The organism is Streptococcus sp. SG2, assembly GCF_030439925.1.
Lineage (GTDB): Bacteria > Bacillota > Bacilli > Lactobacillales > Streptococcaceae > Streptococcus > Streptococcus gordonii.
In genome coordinates this window covers 441,281-457,258 of the sequence record NZ_JAQFJD010000001.1, presented here as the reverse complement: position 1 = coordinate 457,258, position 15,978 = coordinate 441,281, and the positions used below count along the sequence as shown (strand labels likewise).

The window sequence follows — 15,978 nt, the reverse complement described above, 5'->3', positions numbered from 1 at the left end:
ATATGAATAAGAACTATAGTTACCCACTAGATTTATCGTGGAGCACTGAAGAGCTTGCTTCAGTGCTTTCTTTTTTGAATGATGTTGAAAAGGCCTATGAGTCAAAAGTCTCTGCTCAGCAGTTACTGGGCTCTTATGCTGTCTTTAAGGAAGTTGTTCCCAGCAAGGCTGAAGAGAAAAGAATTGGCCGTGAGTTTGAATCGGTTAGTGGCTATTCTCTTTATCGTGCAGTTCAAGCAGCTAAAAATACAGAGAAAGGAATGATTTCTCTTGGAAAATAAATTTGCTTTTGCTAAAGATTTGGTATACAAAGCTGGTGCCTATATATTGGAACATATGGAAGAAGGCTTGGAAGTAGAAGAAAAGACTTGTGCAACTGACTTGGTAACTCAGATGGATAAAAATGTTCAGGCTTTATTGGTATCTGAAATCTTAAAGCATTACCCGAATGATGCTATTTTCGCTGAAGAAGGTCAACTCAAAGAAGATATAGAAGTTGGCGCAGTCTGGGTAATCGATCCAATTGATGGCACGGCTAATTTCGTGGCACAGGGTTATGACTTTGCAGTGATGGTTGCATACTATGAGAACGGTATTGGACAATTTGGGATTATCTATGACGTTATGAGAGATGAAATGTATCACGGCGGTGGACAGTTTGATGTCAAATGTAATGATAAAGTCTTGAAACCATTTCGCAATCACCCTTTGAAACGTTTTTTGATCGCTTCAAATGCTGGAATGTTAGAAAGAAATGACTGGGGAGTAGCAGACCTTACGAAGGACTGTCTTGGAGCGCGTGCCTATGGAAGTGCGGCTATTAGCTTCAGTCGTATTCTACAGGGGCGTTTGCTAACCTATATCACCTATCTTTATCCTTGGGACTATGCTGCAGCGTCAATTTTAGGGGAAAAACTAGGCTATCAAGTAATGACTCTTGATGGAGCTAAACCCGATTATAAGACGAGACAAGGGATTATGATGCTTCCTAAAGAAAAAATATCTGAACTACAAGAATATATTTATCGCAGAGGAGAGAATTAAATGCGGTTTCCGACAGGTTTTGAAGAAAAATACCAGCGACTTTTAGGAAAAGAAGCCACTTCTTTTTTCTCAACTTTTGATCAAGAGCCTATTTCCGCTTTTCGGACCAATCCTTTGAAAGAAGGGCGAGTTACATTTTCTAATCCTATTCCTGAAACCAAGTGGGGGTATTATGGTAAGGTATCAGGAAAATCACCTGAACACGTAACAGGCCTGATTTATTCACAAGAGCCTGCGTCTCAAATGGTTGCTCAAGTTGCTCATCCTCATGAGGGCATGAGGGTTCTAGATCTAGCTGCAGCACCAGGTGGAAAATCCACTCATTTGCTATCCTATCTAAATAATACAGGTCTATTGGTTTCCAATGAAATCAACAGCAAACGCTCTAAGATTTTAGTAGAAAATATCGAACGATTTGGTGCGAGAAATGTCCTTGTCACCAACGAATCAGCGGAGCGCTTGGCAAAAGTATTTCCTTCCTATTTTGACTTAATTGTTTTAGACGCACCATGTTCTGGTGAGGGAATGTTTCGCAAGCAACCTGATGCCATGGACTATTGGTCACTTGACTATCCAGCTCAATGCGCTGCTCTACAAAGAGAAATCTTAGAAGATGCAGTTAAGATGTTGGCGAATTGCGGGGAGCTTGTCTATTCAACTTGTACCTGGGCTCCAGAAGAAAATGAAGAAATTGTGGCTTGGCTACTAGACGAATTCCCTTTGGAATTGGTTGACCTTCCAAAGATTAATGGAATGACTCCTGGGATAGACTATCCAGAAACAGCTCGTATGTATCCTCATCGTTTCAAAGGAGAAGGGCAATTTGTCGCTAAGTTTCGATTTGTTGGCGAACACAAATTACCAAAGTTGAAGCCTGCTCGATCAAATTTAACTGCTGACCAGAGAAGTCTTTGGCAGATTTTCCAAAAAGAGCATTTGAAAGTAGAGCTAAAAGGTGATTTACAAACTTTTGGTGATCAACTTTATCTATTACCACTTGGTCTTCCTGATTTATCCAAAGTAAAAATAGCTCGTAACGGCCTTCATTTAGGTACCTTTAAGAAGAAGCGCTTTGAGCCAAGCTTTGCTTTAGGATTAGCCTTGCAACCTAGTGAAGTTAAGAATAAACTAGAATTAAGTCAACAAGACTTTGAAGTCTATGTAGGAGGAGAAACTCTTCAAATTAAGGAATCTCTTCCTAATGGTTGGTATCAATTGATTATTCATGGAAATGGATTAGGTTTTGCAAAATTAGCTAATCAAACATTAAAAAACTATTTTCCTAAAGGGCTTCGCTTTAGGTAAAAATCTTTTCAAAAATCTATATATATGATATAGTTGGAAATGAGGAGCAAATGCGAAATTGCAGGCTTTTCTGTCCAAACTAAAAGGAGATATAATTTGAGAACGAGTAAGAAAATAGCTTTAGGGCTGATAACCATTTTTAGTAGTTTTACTTTATCAGCCTGTGCTTCTTGGATTGATCGTGGAGAATCCATGACAGCCGTAGGTTCAACTGCATTACAGCCCCTGGTTGAGGCTGCAGCTGATGAATTTAGCTCCAACAATCTCGGAAAGACAGTCAATGTACAGGGCGGTGGTTCTGGAACTGGCTTGTCTCAGGTTCAATCTGGAGCGGTTGAAATCGGAAATTCTGACGTTTTCGCTGAAGAAAAAGAGGGAATTGATGCTTCAGCTCTTGTTGATCATAAGGTTGCTGTCGCTGGACTAGCCGTAATTGTCAACAAAGAAGTCAGCGTTGATAACCTTACGACAGAGCAACTGAAAAAAATCTTTTCAGGTGAATACACTAACTGGAAGCAGGTAGGTGGTAAGGACTTAGAAATTTCCATTATCAACCGAGCAGCCAGCTCAGGCTCACGTGCAACCTTTGATAGTGTAATTATGGGTGGCACTTCAGCCGTTCAAAGTCAAGAGCAAGATTCAAATGGGATGGTTAAGTCTATTGTTTCCCAAACACCAGGGGCAATTTCTTATCTAGCTTTTGCTTATTTAGATCATTCAGTAAAAACGATTAGTTTGAATGGAAATAAACCGACTACAAAAAATGTAGCCACAAATGCTTGGCCTCTTTGGTCTTATGAGCATATGTATACACTTGGTAAGCCGAAAGGTTTAGCAAAAGAATTCCTGGATTATATGCTTTCAGATGAAGTTCAAGAAGGCGTTGTTAAGGGAATGGGCTATATTTCCATCAATGATATGAGAGTTAGCAAGGATGCTGACGGCAATGTCACAAAGATAGAAGGAGATAAGAAATGAAACGTGAAGAACTAGCTAAGAAATTGCTATCATCTTCTAAGAATTCTCGTTTGGAGAAGTTTGGTAAGTATCTGACTTTTGCTTGTCTGTCTTTGATTGTCATTATCGTTGCTATGATCTTGATCTTCGTTGCTCAAAAAGGTCTTTCTACTTTCTTTGTCAACGGAGTTAATGTCTTTGAGTTTCTCTTTGGCTCAACCTGGAATCCTTCTGGTAAAGAATTTGGTGCTTTGCCAATGATTTTAGGATCTTTCATCGTAACCATCCTATCTGCTGTGATTGCAACACCTTTTGCGATTGGAGCAGCAGTGTTTATGACTGAGGTATCTCCAAAAGGAGCTAAAATATTACAACCTGCTATTGAACTTTTAGTTGGTATTCCTTCTGTTGTGTATGGATTTATTGGTTTGCAAGTAGTTGTACCATTTGTACGTTCTATTTTTGGTGGAACTGGTTTTGGTATCTTGTCAGGTATCTTCGTTTTATTTGTCATGATTCTGCCAACCGTTACTTTTATGACAACAGATAGCTTACGTGCTGTACCTCGTCACTATCGTGAAGCCAGTTTGGCCATGGGTGCTACCCGCTGGCAGACAATTTGGCGAGTAACCTTGAAAGCAGCTCGGCCTGGAATTTTTACAGCTGTAGTCTTTGGAATGGCGCGCGCATTTGGTGAAGCACTTGCCATTCAAATGGTTGTTGGTAACTCTGCAGTAGTCCCAACTTCTTTAACAACACCAGCAGCAACTCTGACATCTGTCTTGACCATGGGAATCGGAAATACTGTTATGGGTACAGTTGATAATAATGTTCTTTGGTCATTGGCTTTAGTTCTTTTGATTATGAGCTTGGCCTTCAACAGTGTGATTAAATTGATTACGAAAGAAAGGGGTAAGAAAAACTATGCACGCTAAGAAATTAGATAAATTAGCAACGAGCATTCTCTATACCATAGCAGGTATTATTGTGACCATTCTTGCCTCCTTGATTCTTTATATCTTGGTAAGAGGATTGCCACATATCTCATGGTCTTTCTTGACTGGCAAATCATCTTCTTATCAAGCTGGTGGTGGTATTGGGATTCAGCTATACAATTCCTTCTTTCTTTTGGTGATTACTCTGATTATCTCTGTTCCTCTTTCTATGGGGGCTGGTGTCTATCTTTCTGAGTACGCTAAAAAAGGTCCTGTGACCAATTTTATCAGAACCTGTATTGAGATTCTGTCTTCTTTGCCATCAGTCGTTGTCGGACTTTTTGGTTATTTAATCTTCGTTGTACAGTTTGAATATGGATTTTCAATCATTTCTGGTGCCCTGGCTTTGACCGTGTTCAACTTACCACAGATGACGCGTAATGTTGAAGATAGCTTGCGCCATGTTCACCATACACAGAGGGAAGCAGGACTAGCTTTAGGGATTTCTCGTTGGGAGACAGTGATTCACGTAGTTATTCCAGAAGCTCTCCCAGGGATTGTGACAGGGATTGTTTTGGCTTCAGGACGTATCTTTGGTGAAGCTGCAGCCTTGATCTATACCGCTGGTCAATCCGCTCCAGCTTTGGATTGGTCCAACTGGAACATCTTTAGTATCACTAGTCCAATCTCTATTTTCCGTCAGGCAGAGACTCTTGCGGTTCATATTTGGAAAGTCAATAGTGAGGGGACCATTCCGGATGCAACAGCTGTATCTGCTGGGTCAGCAGCCGTTCTTTTGATTTTCATATTGATTTTCAACTTTGGTGCTCGCAAGCTCGGTAGCTATTTACATAAGAAACTAACCTCTGCATAAAGGAGAAGAAATGACAGAATATAATTGGAATGAAAAACATATCATTACTTTTCCTCAAGAAAAAGTGGCCTTAGAGACCAAGGATTTACACGTTTACTATGGTAAAAAAGAATCCATCAAGGGCATTGATATGCAGTTTGAAAAAAATAAGATTACCGCTTTAATCGGTCCATCAGGTTCCGGGAAATCAACCTATCTACGAAGCCTTAATCGAATGAATGATACCATCGATATCGCAAGCGTAACAGGAGAAATTCTCTATGAGGGGATTGATGTCAACCGTCCTGAAATTAATGTTTATGAAATGCGGAAACACATTGGCATGGTCTTTCAAAGACCCAATCCTTTTGCTAAGTCCATTTATCGAAACATCACCTTTGCTCACGAGCGGGCAGGGGTTAAGGACAAGAAAGTCTTGGACGAGATTGTAGAAACTTCACTCAAGCAGGCGGCCCTTTGGGATCAGGTCAAGGACGATTTACACAAGTCGGCTCTGACACTCTCAGGTGGTCAACAACAGCGCTTGTGTATTGCTCGAGCTATCTCTGTCAAGCCTGATATCTTACTGATGGATGAGCCTGCTTCAGCCTTGGATCCTATCGCGACCATGCAGCTGGAAGAAACTATGTTTGAACTCAAAAATAACTATACCATCATCATTGTGACCCACAATATGCAACAGGCAGCACGCGCAAGCGACTATACTGGATTTTTCTATTTGGGAGATTTGATTGAATATGATAAGACGACTAATATCTTCCAGAATGCTAAACTCCAGTCTACGAATGATTATGTATCAGGACACTTTGGTTAAGTTTGTTTATTTTAAGTGAGATTGAGATAAGGGAGTTAATACATATACTAAAAAACTTGCTTTTCTTTACTAACTCATCAAAAAAATTAAGGATAGAAAAAATGACAGAACCTATTTTACAAGTCAAGGACTTGTCGGTTTATTACAATAAAAAGAAGGCTCTGAATAGTGTTACTCTAGATTTTTTGCCAAATGAAATTACAGCTTTGATTGGACCATCCGGTTCCGGGAAATCAACCCTTTTAAAAGCTATTAATCGTATGGGTGATCTTAATCCAGAGGTGACGACTACAGGAACGGTTCTTTATAATGAACACAACATTTATGGGCCTAGGACTGATACTGTAGAGCTGCGAAAAGAAATCGGTATGGTCTTTCAACAACCCAATCCTTTCCCAATGACTATCTATGAGAATGTGGTCTATGGATTGAGAATTAATGGGGTTAAAGATAAGCATATCTTGGATGAAGCTGTTGAGAGCTCTTTAAAAGGTGCTTCTATCTGGGATGAAGTAAAGGACCGTTTACATGATTCGGCTATCGGTCTCTCTGGTGGGCAACAGCAACGTGTCTGTGTAGCACGTGTACTTGCTACAAGCCCTAAAATCATTCTTCTGGATGAGCCAACTTCGGCCTTAGACCCCATTTCAGCAGGGAAAATTGAAGAAACCCTCTACGGTTTGAAAGATCAGTATACCATGCTCTTGGTCACTCGCTCTATGCAACAGGCTTCACGGATTTCAGATAAAACAGCCTTTTTCCTAGGTGGAGATTTGATAGAATTTAATTCGACCAAGCAAATGTTCCTAGAGCCTGCTCATAAAGAGACAGAAGATTATATTACTGGTAAATTTGGATAAGTAGAAAGGATAAAGACAGGTATGCTTCGTGTACAATTTGAAGAAGATTTAGAGAAATTGCATAATCAATTTTATGCGATGGGAAATGAAGTACTTTCGCAAATCAATCGGACAGTCCGTGCTTTTGTAACACATGATCGAGATATGGCTAAGGAAGTTATCGAGGAAGATGCTGAAGTCAATGAATACGAAGTGAAATTGGAAAAGAAATCCTTAGAGATTATTGCATTGCAGCAACCAGTTTCACAAGACTTACGGACAGTTATCACCGTTCTAAAAGCAAGTTCAGACTTGGAAAGAATGGGTGATCATGCTGTATCTATTGCTAAGGCAACCATTCGTATGAAAGGTGAAATTCGCATTCAGTCTGTCGAGGAAGAAATCAAGAAGATGGGTCGAGATGTGAAAAACTTTGTTGAATCAGCCTTGGATCTTTACCTTAATGGAAGTGTAGATCAAGCTTATGAAGTGGCTGCTTTAGATGAAAAGATTAATCATTATTTCGAAAATATTCAGGAGTTAGCAACAGAAGAAATTCGTAAGAATCCTGAATCCATCGTAACTGGTCGTGATTATTTCCAAGTAATCAATTATTTGGAACGTATTGGCGACTACGCAAAGAACATTTGCGAATGGGTTGTCTACTTCGAAACAGGTAAAATTGTTGAAATGTAATGTTATAAAAGATGCGATTTATATCGCGTCTTTTTTTATATATGAAGCTATATAAGAGGTCTGTTTTTCATTGGATCTTAAGCTTGACTATGATACACTAGTAGAATACACGAAAGGCAATATTTTCATAGCAAAGAATTTAGGAGACAAAAATGAAGAAAAAATTTTTAGTTATTATCAGTATCTTGCTTATTTTGCTTTCAGCTGGCTTTGTTTATATGACTCAATTTCACAGTTCAACAGGTTTAGATCAGAAGGAAGAAAAAATCATCAAACATGGTTTTCGTTTGTTGGAAGAACAGATTGGAACATATATCAAAGAAAACTACTCAGGAATCTCTAAAATAGAATTCTCGCCTATTTTCATCCAAGGTGGTAAGGACAATCCTCCATTCACAGCGGACGTCCTGCCAGTAATCTATGATGATGAGGGAAATAGAGCCGTTTTAGGAGGACAAATCGGGAAAACTGGTTATCCTTCTTATGGAATACTCTCAGGATTACTTTTAAATTTTGATCACAATGATAATGAAATTATTGAATTAGAAGATTCCGGAAAGGGTTTAGGAGTTGAAATAGATGTAAGTAATGCTAAAACTTTACCGGAAGAAGCGAAATTAACACCTCCAATTAAAGGAACAGACGATAACATTGATGCTTTGGTAAAAGATGGTCAGTTGAAAAATATCATCAAAAGTGATGGTGGAAGTCCGAAAGCAAAAATAAATTATAACCTTGAAATTGAAAGAGGAGAATATTGGAAATATAAATAGGCTTTGAAAAGAAAAACGATACTGTTATTCTTAATATCACTACCCAGAGGAAAAAAGTTATGAAGAAAAAAATTTTTACGACACTTGCTCTTATTTTAGTCTTGGTATCAGGGGGTATCTTTGTATACAACAAACTAACAAAACCTAACTTTGGGCCTAAAACAACCAGGCTCTATCAACATGGATTTCAACTTCTTGAAGAACAAATTGCAACCTATATCAAGGAACACTATAAAGGTATTAAGAAGATTGAATTTTCTCCAATATATGTTACAGGGGATGATGGTTCTTCCATGTTGAATGCGGAAATTGTTCCAATTATTTATGATTATCACGGAAATAAAGCAAAATTTGGAGGATTATATAAAAATTTTCAACACCCTGCTTATGGTACTATAGGTTATTTACGTCTGAGTTTTGATTATTCAGGGAAACCTTATATCGAATTAAGCACAGACACAGGAGAATTTAAAGATGTGACTTATGGACAATCATTACCAGAAGAAATAAAAGGGAAGAAAATAAAGGATATTGATTTTAATTTTGAAACCTTAATAAAAGAAGGCAGGCTAAAGGGTGTTGAAAAATCAGATGTTGGAAGTCCTAATGCAGAAATAAACTATAACGTGGAAATGAAAAAAGGAGTTCTTTCGGATGACCTTGAATGATAAAGAAGTCCAAGACTTACAAGTATTTACGAAAGGTCATGTAAGATTACCCGAGGGAAAAGTATTCAAACTTAATGATTTAGAAAATGCTGTAAAATTATTCTTCGCATAATTATGACACGATATATGTAACCAATTTATTGTTTTTTGTGTTTATTAATAAAATGGAGGAGTCTGATGAAGAAAAAAATTTTTGCAATAGGCGCAGCTTTTGTAGTTTTAATTTCAGGAGGAGTATATTGTATGACAAAATGGATTGAACATCAAAACTCTCCATATAATGTTAGTGACGTTTTAGACGACAAAGGAGTGAAACTTTACAAACGAGGATTTCGTTTGTTGGAAGAACAACTGGCGACTTATATCAAAGAACACTATTCAGGAGTTAGTAAAATTGAGTTTTCACCAATTTTTGTTCAAGGTGGGGATGGACAGACTATGTTCAGCGCTAATATTGTTTTTTCTGTTTATGATAAGAATCAAAATAAGGCATACTTTGGTGGAACAATAGGAGATATTACTTATCCAACTTATAATAATGTTTGGGATGTAAGAATGGATTTTAATGGCTGGGATGAAGAAATAATTGAATTAAGAACTAGCGATGAAAAGTTAATTGATGTATCTGATTTTCAGCATTTACCACCAGAGGCTAAACTTACAGTAAGCAATAAAGTAGATGAAAATATTGAAGCTTTGGTTCAAGATAAACAGATTGAAGGGGTTAAAAAAGATTCAAAAGGAAGCGCTGATTTAGATGTGGTATATAATGATGAAATAAAAAAAGGGGATGAGAGGGAATGGGAAAACTAAAGAAAGATAAGGTCATAAATCTGCACTGAAATCAAAATGGAAAGTTAATAAAATGGTATTTATGTTATAATACAGGTATATAGTTGCTGTTACACAGTTTTCACAAAATACAAAAGGAGGAGACTGATGAAGAAAAAAATTTTTGCAATCGGTGCAGTTCTTATAGTTTTAATTTCGGGAGGAGTATATTGTATGACAAAATGGATCGAACACCAAAACTCTCCATATAATGTTAGTGACGTTTTAGACGACAAAGGAGTGAAACTTTACAAACGAGGATTTCGTTTGTTGGAAGAACAACTTGCAACTTACATTAAAGAGCATTACTCTGGTGTCAGTAAAATTGAGTTTTCACCAATTTTTGTTCAAGGTGGGGATGGACAGACTATGTTCGATGCTAATATCGTTCCCGTAATTTATGATAATCATGGGAATAAGGCTTATTTAGGGCGGAAGGTTGGTAAGCATGGATATGCAAGCTACGGTCTTTTGGGAGATCTACGGTTAGATTTTAATGGATTTGATGAGGAAGTGATTGAAATTGATGTAGATGGTAAATTTCTTGACATAACGAATTACAAAAGCTTGCCTCCAAAAGCTAAATTGACAATCAACCCCTCAATGGATGAAAATATTGTAGCGCTTGTCAATGCTGGTCACCTAAAAGATGTGGTTAAAAGTGAAAAAGGCAGTCTAAAAGCAGAAGTTGCCTATAATACAGAAATTAGGAAAGGAAATGAGTGGGAATGGCATTGAATGATGAACAGGTACAGCAATTGCAAACAAGAGTTCTAAAAATAATTAAAAACCATTATGTTGGTGAAGATTTTTCGTTAAAAAGGGGAGGACAAAAATATGTCTTAATCAACGAAGTCAACGAAACCACCCAAGCTATTGCTGTCGCACCTCTTGATAAGGAAGGTAAGCCAGATTACAGTCAAACTACTATCGTTGTTGCTGGTACTCAATCACCTAATAATGAAAATAATAATCATGTTACAGAGTCAGTATTTAATGCGATACTAGCTAGAAATCAATTAACAGAACAGACAAAAGACGTTCGTGAGTTTTATAACCAATCATTATCTAAGGCTAAAAAAATGGCTGGAGAAGGACAAAAAGTTGATATTAGTAATATGTCGGGATTCAGTCAAGCTGGACCAGCAGTTGCTAAAGTAGCTGCGGAAATGAAAGTCCAGAAGATTACAAATTTCATGGACTGGGGTGCGTGGAATTCGTTGAAAAAAAATACGACTGATTATAGAGGTATTAGTGATGAAGAACTTGATTATCTTAATAAACACTTACATTCATACAGTGATCAGGGGAAGGATTTAACAAGTTGGGATGGCCATGGAGGTATCATTACATATGGAAAAGTATTTACCGTAGAGGGAAAACATCATAATGCTGGCTTGCCAAAGATTAAAGGTAATAGCCCAGATCTTGAATGGTATGAAAAAAATGGTCTTTTTTGCTCAGGTATGACCGAAAAGCAAGTTAGAAAGATTGCAAAACGTAAAGCAAAAATGTACGAAATAAATCCAGTAACTGCAAATTTTGGATTAGACTATGCTAAAAAAGATCCTGAACATTATGTTCTTGAGTATCTAAAAGAATATGGAGACTTTGCTCCTGAGCCTTCTAAGCAGGACTTAATCGCCATAAATAGAGGATACATTGATGAGCTACACGCTTCTTTAAGAACCAGCTCTGGCGACAAAATAATTAGTTTAAGAGAGGAACTCGTTCGCACAAGCGCTCAAACCGCTCAGCTTCAAGCCGAGGTCTACGAGCAAGAGATTAAAGATAAGTTAGCAAGTGCAAAATCAAAAGTAGAGGCGCACATCTCAGAACTAAGAAACGCAGCTTTTACATTAGCTCACAACCTTTCATCTGGAGAAGTAGAAGATCTCTTGTCTGAACTGACATTATCCAAAGCTTGGAATGGTGGGACAGAAACCTCAACTCTCGCCTCAGCAAGTGCATATACGACTAGAATGACAGAAATTGCTGGCAATTTAAACAAGGCCGCTGATAATATCGTAGCAATTGATCAAAAAGGCGCCCAGATTTTCACAAAAAAATAGGAGGAAACCCATGATTGAACCAAATACAGAAGATCGAGCTGAAGCAGAACGTATAAAAAAAGAATATTTAAAGATTCAGGAACGTATTGCCATTCGTGGCTTGATTTCAGCTAAAAGAGCTGTCCTTCTTGAAGAAAGTCAAGCTTTGCAAACTTGGTTAGATAGTCAAGCTGAGGCCATGAAAACTTTTGCATCCACTCAAGTACCAGCTGACTTATCCGGGGCCTTCACAGGTGGAGCAGCAGATTCAATCAAGGAGGTACTAGGTGCTGTTCCTAAGCCTAGTTTGACCAGCCCTATCTTATAGGAGGCTCTATGGATATTCAGAAAAAAATTGATCGTCTTGATGACGAGCACATAGCTTTTCGAAAGAAAGTTAGTGAGTATGAATGGGATTACCAAGATATGAGAAGAGAGGCTAGAAATGTCTCTGAAAGAATGAGTGAATCTATCCTGTCTTTCTGTCGTAACAATCCCGACTCTATCCCGACTTATGAATTGCATCAGCTAGAGGATAATAGGGATGAATTTGAAAGACAAATTCGACGATTTGAGGATCGTCTGCAAGAGACCTACCAGGAAGAAAACCGCATCTACAATCAAAGCATAGCAGAACTCGAAAAAGAAAAAAGAAAAACCTGATGTTTTGAGTTTCTCGTGAATTACAAAGACAGGTCATCCTTGTCTTTTTCTTTGCTTTAAAATGTGGTAAAATGGTTTCAAAAAGTATTTAATGAACAGGAATTCCTGTATCTTAGATGAGGAGAAAAACATGCAAGCAGTTGCACACTTTATTGACACTTTTGTTCCTGAACACTACGATCTATTTCTAGATCTCAATCGTACAGATAAGACCTTTTCAGGCAAAGTGACCATTATTGGGGAGGCTAAGTCAAGTAAGATTTCCCTGCACCAAAAGGACCTAGTAATCGAAACTGTCGAAGTAGCGGGGGAGGCGCGTCCTTTTACAGTCGACAATGCGAACGAAGCTCTTTACATCGAGTTAGATGCCACAGGTCAAGTTGAAGTAACGGTGACTTATACTGGTAAGATCACGGATAATATGACTGGTATTTATCCATCTTACTACACAGTGGATGGTGTAAAAAAAGAAATCATTTCTACACAATTTGAGAGTCACTTTGCTCGTGAAGCTTTTCCAAGCGTGGATGAGCCAGAAGCTAAGGCAACCTTTGACTTGGCTTTGAAGTTTGACCAGGCAGAAGGCGAGTTGGCTCTATCTAATATGCCAGAAATTGACATTGAAAATCGTAAAGCAACTGGTATTTGGAAGTTTGAAAGAACTCCACGTATGTCGTCTTATCTACTAGCTTTCGCTGCAGGTGATATGCAAGGAGTAACTGCCAAGACTAAAAATGGAACCCTGGTCGGTGTCTATGCGACAAAGGCACATCCGGCCAGTAATTTAGAATTTGCTTTAGACATTGCTGTTCGTTCTATTGAGTTTTATGAGGATTATTATGGAGTTAAATATCCTATCCCACAGTCTCTTCATGTAGCTTTGCCTGACTTTTCATCTGGTGCTATGGAAAACTGGGGTCTGGTTACTTATCGCGAGATTTACCTCTTAGTTGATGAAAACTCTACGGTATCCAGTCGACAAGATGTAGCTCTTGTTGTTGCCCATGAGTTGGCACACCAATGGTTCGGAAACCTTGTCACTATGAAGTGGTGGGATGACCTTTGGCTTAATGAAAGCTTTGCTAATATGATGGAATATGTCTGCGTCAATGCTATTGAGCCGACTTGGAATATTTTTGAGAATTTCCAAACAACAGGAGTTCCGCTTGCTTTGAAACGAGATGCAACAGACGGGGTTCAGTCTGTCCATGTGGAGGTGAATCATCCAGACGAAATTAATACCTTATTTGACCCAGCAATCGTATATGCCAAGGGAAGCCGTCTCATGCATATGCTTCGCCGCTGGTTGGGTGATGAGGCCTTTGCCAAAGGTTTAAACGCCTACTTTGCTAAACACCAGTATGGAAATACAATCGGACGTGATCTTTGGAATGCACTTGGAGATGCTTCTGGTCGTGATGTGGCAGCCTTTATGGACTCTTGGTTGGAGCAACCTGGCTATCCTGTTTTGACTGCCCGTGTAGAAAATGACACCTTGAAGTTGACTCAGAAGCAATTCTTTATTGGTGAACATGAAGACAAGAAGCGGACTTGGGTTCTGCCATTAAACAGTAATTGGAATGGTTTGCCTGATACACTGGAAACTGAAACACTTGAAATTCCAAACTATTCTGCTTTGGCAGCTCAGAACCAAGGAGCTTTGCGCTTCAATACAGAAAACACAGCCCACTATATCACAGATTATCAAGGTGTCTTGTTAGACCAGATTCTAGATACGATTACTGAGTTAGACAGCACCAGCAAGCTCCAAGTGGTGCAGGAACGCCGTCTCTTAGCAGAAGCTGGCCACATTTCATTTGCTGAATTAGTTCCAGTAATTGAAAAACTGACAGAAGAAAGCTCTTACTTGGTTGTTTCTGGGGTTAAAGCTGTTCTGAGTGGTTTGAAAATCTTTGTTGAAGAAGGTAGCGAGAGTGAAAAAGCTTATAATGACTTAGTTATCAAACTTAGCCGATTCAACTTTGATCGCCTAGGCTTTGAAGCTAAAGATGGAGAAAGCGATGAGGATGAATTAGTCCGTCAAATCGTTATTGGAAACTTGATTGCTGCCAATGATGAAAAAGCGACTCAAGAAGCTGACGGCATCTTTAAAGCTCATCAAGATGATCTGGAAAAACTTCCTGCAGCTATCCGCTTGCATATCCTGATTAACCAAATCAAACATCATGAGAACAAGGAGCTGACGGATCAATATCTGAAGAACTACGTATCGACAGTTGATGGAAGTTTCAAGAGACAATTGGCTTCGGCTTTAGCCTACACTAATGATAAGGAAACGCTTGACCAAATTTTAGAAGCTTTGAAGAATAAAGATATTGTTAAGCCACAAGATTTAGCTATGAGCTGGTATCTGCCTTTGCTCAATCACGATTTTACTCAAGCTACTGTTTGGGCTTGGGCTCGTGAGAATTGGGGCTGGATTAAGGCGGCCTTGGGAGGTGATATGAGCTTTGATAAGTTTGTCATCTATCCAGCTAATGCCTTTAAGACAGCAGAAAGGCTCGCTGAATACAAAGCTTTCTTCGAACCTCAATTATCAGATATGGCTATCAGTCGTAATATCAGCATGGGTATCAAAGAAATTGCAGCTCGTGTTGACTTAATTACACGAGAAAAAGAAGCAGTAGAAAAGGCTTTGAAAGCAAGTAAGTAATAGATAAAAAACAGCGGATCTTGCAATCTGCTGTTTTTTTGGAAGTCAGTATAAAGTGTCCATCCTAAAAATCATGTTATAATAGCAATGTCAAAGAAATTTTACCTAGAATTGTATAGGGTGTTAAAGAATTTCGTCTAGCCAATTCGTGAAGAAAAGAATAATATAAAGAGGAAATGCAGATGTTAGGAAAACAATTAAAATTACTTAGAGAACAAAAGGGCTATAGTCAGAATCAAATCGCAGAATATCTGGGCACGACTCGTCAAACTATCTCAAATTGGGAAAATGATAAAACAATTATAGATAGTCATAGTTTGATTCGCTTAGCTGATTTTTATCAGATCTCTTTAGATGAGTTATGTGGACGAAAAGTGATTCCTGTTTACAAGAATTCTAATATAAAGTCTATGATTTTAGCCAATGTTTGTTCACTTTGGACTTGCCTCGTTTCCACTCATCGATAAATCAATTGTTTACCTACTAGCTTTTCAATTCTATTGATTCTAGGAGGACAATGATGTCTTATGTTTATTTAACTCTTGCTATTGTATCTGAAATAGCAGCCACAAGTCTGTTAAAACTGTCGCAAGGTTTTTCGAAAATGCTTTTTGGGATTCTTGCTTTAGTTTTGTATGGCTTGTGTTTTTTCTTTTTATCCTTGTCTTTGAAAGGCATGCAACTAAATCTAGTGTATGCTATTTGGTCGGGTGTTGGTTTGGTTGGAACAACAGTACTATCTATTTTGCTTTTTCATGAAAAAGTAACGTTCGCAAGCCTCTTGGGAATTGCTTTGGTTATTGTGGGACTCGTAATATTAAACTTATCGCAAAAGGTTCACTAATGAGGGGGTA

At 38.3% G+C, this 15,978-nt stretch carries 19 protein-coding genes; all 19 read left to right on the top strand.

All coding sequences use genetic code 11. The annotated features are described in order from the left end of the window. Window positions 1-2: 2 nt before the first annotated feature. The 19 genes from PCY09_RS02230 (at window position 3) to PCY09_RS02140 (ending at window position 15,968) form a co-directional block, all read left to right on the top strand. Window positions 3-281 (top strand): UPF0223 family protein, encoded by a 279-nt coding sequence (locus tag PCY09_RS02230; protein ID WP_012000465.1) that lies wholly within the window; start codon window positions 3-5, stop codon window positions 279-281. Next, entirely contained in the window at window positions 271-1,044 is a 774-nt protein-coding gene (locus tag PCY09_RS02225) for an inositol monophosphatase family protein (RefSeq protein WP_061600357.1), read from the top strand. Before PCY09_RS02230 ends, PCY09_RS02225 begins: the two co-directional genes overlap by 11 nt. Continuing rightward, complete coding sequence (locus PCY09_RS02220; RefSeq protein WP_301556691.1) at window positions 1,045-2,349, top strand: RsmF rRNA methyltransferase first C-terminal domain-containing protein; 1,305 nt, start codon at window positions 1,045-1,047, stop codon at window positions 2,347-2,349. Between the two features lie 96 nt (window positions 2,350-2,445). Then, entirely contained in the window at window positions 2,446-3,327 is an 882-nt protein-coding gene (locus tag PCY09_RS02215; RefSeq protein WP_061601961.1) for a phosphate ABC transporter substrate-binding protein PstS family protein, read from the top strand. Next, window positions 3,324-4,241, top strand: coding sequence for a phosphate ABC transporter permease subunit PstC (pstC, locus tag PCY09_RS02210; RefSeq protein WP_045502786.1), 918 nt, complete (start codon window positions 3,324-3,326; stop codon window positions 4,239-4,241). Before PCY09_RS02215 ends, pstC begins: the two co-directional genes overlap by 4 nt. Beyond that, on the top strand, window positions 4,231-5,115 hold the full coding sequence (gene pstA / locus PCY09_RS02205) for a phosphate ABC transporter permease PstA (protein WP_008808748.1): 885 nt from the start codon (window positions 4,231-4,233) through the stop codon (window positions 5,113-5,115). Before pstC ends, pstA begins: the two co-directional genes overlap by 11 nt. A 10-nt stretch (window positions 5,116-5,125) precedes the next feature. Then, on the top strand, window positions 5,126-5,929 hold the full coding sequence (gene pstB / locus PCY09_RS02200; RefSeq protein ID WP_008808747.1) for a phosphate ABC transporter ATP-binding protein PstB: 804 nt from the start codon (window positions 5,126-5,128) through the stop codon (window positions 5,927-5,929). A gap of 101 nt (window positions 5,930-6,030) precedes the next feature. Continuing rightward, on the top strand, window positions 6,031-6,789 hold the full coding sequence (gene pstB / locus PCY09_RS02195; RefSeq protein WP_012000471.1) for a phosphate ABC transporter ATP-binding protein PstB: 759 nt from the start codon (window positions 6,031-6,033) through the stop codon (window positions 6,787-6,789). Between the two features lie 21 nt (window positions 6,790-6,810). Continuing rightward, on the top strand, window positions 6,811-7,464 hold the full coding sequence (phoU, locus tag PCY09_RS02190) for a phosphate signaling complex protein PhoU (protein ID WP_045773965.1): 654 nt from the start codon (window positions 6,811-6,813) through the stop codon (window positions 7,462-7,464). A gap of 152 nt (window positions 7,465-7,616) precedes the next feature. After that, on the top strand, window positions 7,617-8,237 hold the full coding sequence (locus PCY09_RS02185) for a hypothetical protein (RefSeq protein WP_045773966.1): 621 nt from the start codon (window positions 7,617-7,619) through the stop codon (window positions 8,235-8,237). A 59-nt stretch (window positions 8,238-8,296) separates the two neighbouring features. Next, window positions 8,297-8,905, top strand: a complete 609-nt coding sequence (locus PCY09_RS02180) for a hypothetical protein (RefSeq protein ID WP_045773967.1) — start codon at window positions 8,297-8,299, stop codon at window positions 8,903-8,905. 177 nt (window positions 8,906-9,082) lie between these two features. After that, complete coding sequence (locus tag PCY09_RS02175; RefSeq protein WP_061593087.1) at window positions 9,083-9,718, top strand: hypothetical protein; 636 nt, start codon at window positions 9,083-9,085, stop codon at window positions 9,716-9,718. 126 nt (window positions 9,719-9,844) lie between these two features. Beyond that, on the top strand, window positions 9,845-10,474 hold the full coding sequence (locus PCY09_RS02170; RefSeq protein WP_041789663.1) for a hypothetical protein: 630 nt from the start codon (window positions 9,845-9,847) through the stop codon (window positions 10,472-10,474). Next, window positions 10,465-11,808, top strand: coding sequence for a hypothetical protein (locus PCY09_RS02165; RefSeq protein WP_061600938.1), 1,344 nt, complete (start codon window positions 10,465-10,467; stop codon window positions 11,806-11,808). The genes PCY09_RS02170 and PCY09_RS02165 overlap by 10 nt, the downstream gene beginning before the upstream one ends. Window positions 11,809-11,818: 10 nt before the next feature. Continuing rightward, on the top strand, window positions 11,819-12,115 hold the full coding sequence (locus tag PCY09_RS02160) for a hypothetical protein (protein ID WP_125377865.1): 297 nt from the start codon (window positions 11,819-11,821) through the stop codon (window positions 12,113-12,115). 8 nt (window positions 12,116-12,123) lie between these two features. Continuing rightward, window positions 12,124-12,450 carry a hypothetical protein gene (locus tag PCY09_RS02155; protein ID WP_125397027.1) on the top strand — a complete coding sequence of 109 codons (327 nt, stop codon included), beginning with the start codon at window positions 12,124-12,126 and terminating at the stop codon, window positions 12,448-12,450. A 130-nt stretch (window positions 12,451-12,580) separates the two neighbouring features. Further along, window positions 12,581-15,124 carry a M1 family metallopeptidase gene (locus tag PCY09_RS02150; protein WP_125397028.1) on the top strand — a complete coding sequence of 848 codons (2,544 nt, stop codon included), beginning with the start codon at window positions 12,581-12,583 and terminating at the stop codon, window positions 15,122-15,124. A 182-nt stretch (window positions 15,125-15,306) separates the two neighbouring features. Next, window positions 15,307-15,591 carry a helix-turn-helix domain-containing protein gene (locus PCY09_RS02145; protein ID WP_096755255.1) on the top strand — a complete coding sequence of 95 codons (285 nt, stop codon included), beginning with the start codon at window positions 15,307-15,309 and terminating at the stop codon, window positions 15,589-15,591. Window positions 15,592-15,641: 50 nt separating this feature from the next. Further along, window positions 15,642-15,968, top strand: coding sequence for a multidrug efflux SMR transporter (locus tag PCY09_RS02140; protein ID WP_008808733.1), 327 nt, complete (start codon window positions 15,642-15,644; stop codon window positions 15,966-15,968). Window positions 15,969-15,978: the final 10 nt, after the last annotated feature.

Coding starts and splice junctions, on each gene's coding strand:
- PCY09_RS02140 (WP_008808733.1), top strand. CDS start 15,642: ATGATGTCTTATGTTTATTTAACTCTTGCTATTGTATCTGAAATAGCA.
- pstB (WP_012000471.1), top strand. CDS start 6,031: ATGACAGAACCTATTTTACAAGTCAAGGACTTGTCGGTTTATTACAAT.
- PCY09_RS02175 (WP_061593087.1), top strand. CDS start 9,083: ATGAAGAAAAAAATTTTTGCAATAGGCGCAGCTTTTGTAGTTTTAATT.
- PCY09_RS02180 (WP_045773967.1), top strand. CDS start 8,297: ATGAAGAAAAAAATTTTTACGACACTTGCTCTTATTTTAGTCTTGGTA.
- PCY09_RS02155 (WP_125397027.1), top strand. CDS start 12,124: ATGGATATTCAGAAAAAAATTGATCGTCTTGATGACGAGCACATAGCT.
- pstC (WP_045502786.1), top strand. CDS start 3,324: ATGAAACGTGAAGAACTAGCTAAGAAATTGCTATCATCTTCTAAGAAT.
- PCY09_RS02230 (WP_012000465.1), top strand. CDS start 3: ATGAATAAGAACTATAGTTACCCACTAGATTTATCGTGGAGCACTGAA.
- PCY09_RS02165 (WP_061600938.1), top strand. CDS start 10,465: ATGGCATTGAATGATGAACAGGTACAGCAATTGCAAACAAGAGTTCTA.
- phoU (WP_045773965.1), top strand. CDS start 6,811: ATGCTTCGTGTACAATTTGAAGAAGATTTAGAGAAATTGCATAATCAA.
- pstA (WP_008808748.1), top strand. CDS start 4,231: ATGCACGCTAAGAAATTAGATAAATTAGCAACGAGCATTCTCTATACC.
- PCY09_RS02170 (WP_041789663.1), top strand. CDS start 9,845: ATGAAGAAAAAAATTTTTGCAATCGGTGCAGTTCTTATAGTTTTAATT.
- PCY09_RS02160 (WP_125377865.1), top strand. CDS start 11,819: ATGATTGAACCAAATACAGAAGATCGAGCTGAAGCAGAACGTATAAAA.
- PCY09_RS02150 (WP_125397028.1), top strand. CDS start 12,581: ATGCAAGCAGTTGCACACTTTATTGACACTTTTGTTCCTGAACACTAC.
- PCY09_RS02145 (WP_096755255.1), top strand. CDS start 15,307: ATGTTAGGAAAACAATTAAAATTACTTAGAGAACAAAAGGGCTATAGT.
- pstB (WP_008808747.1), top strand. CDS start 5,126: ATGACAGAATATAATTGGAATGAAAAACATATCATTACTTTTCCTCAA.
- PCY09_RS02185 (WP_045773966.1), top strand. CDS start 7,617: ATGAAGAAAAAATTTTTAGTTATTATCAGTATCTTGCTTATTTTGCTT.
- PCY09_RS02220 (WP_301556691.1), top strand. CDS start 1,045: ATGCGGTTTCCGACAGGTTTTGAAGAAAAATACCAGCGACTTTTAGGA.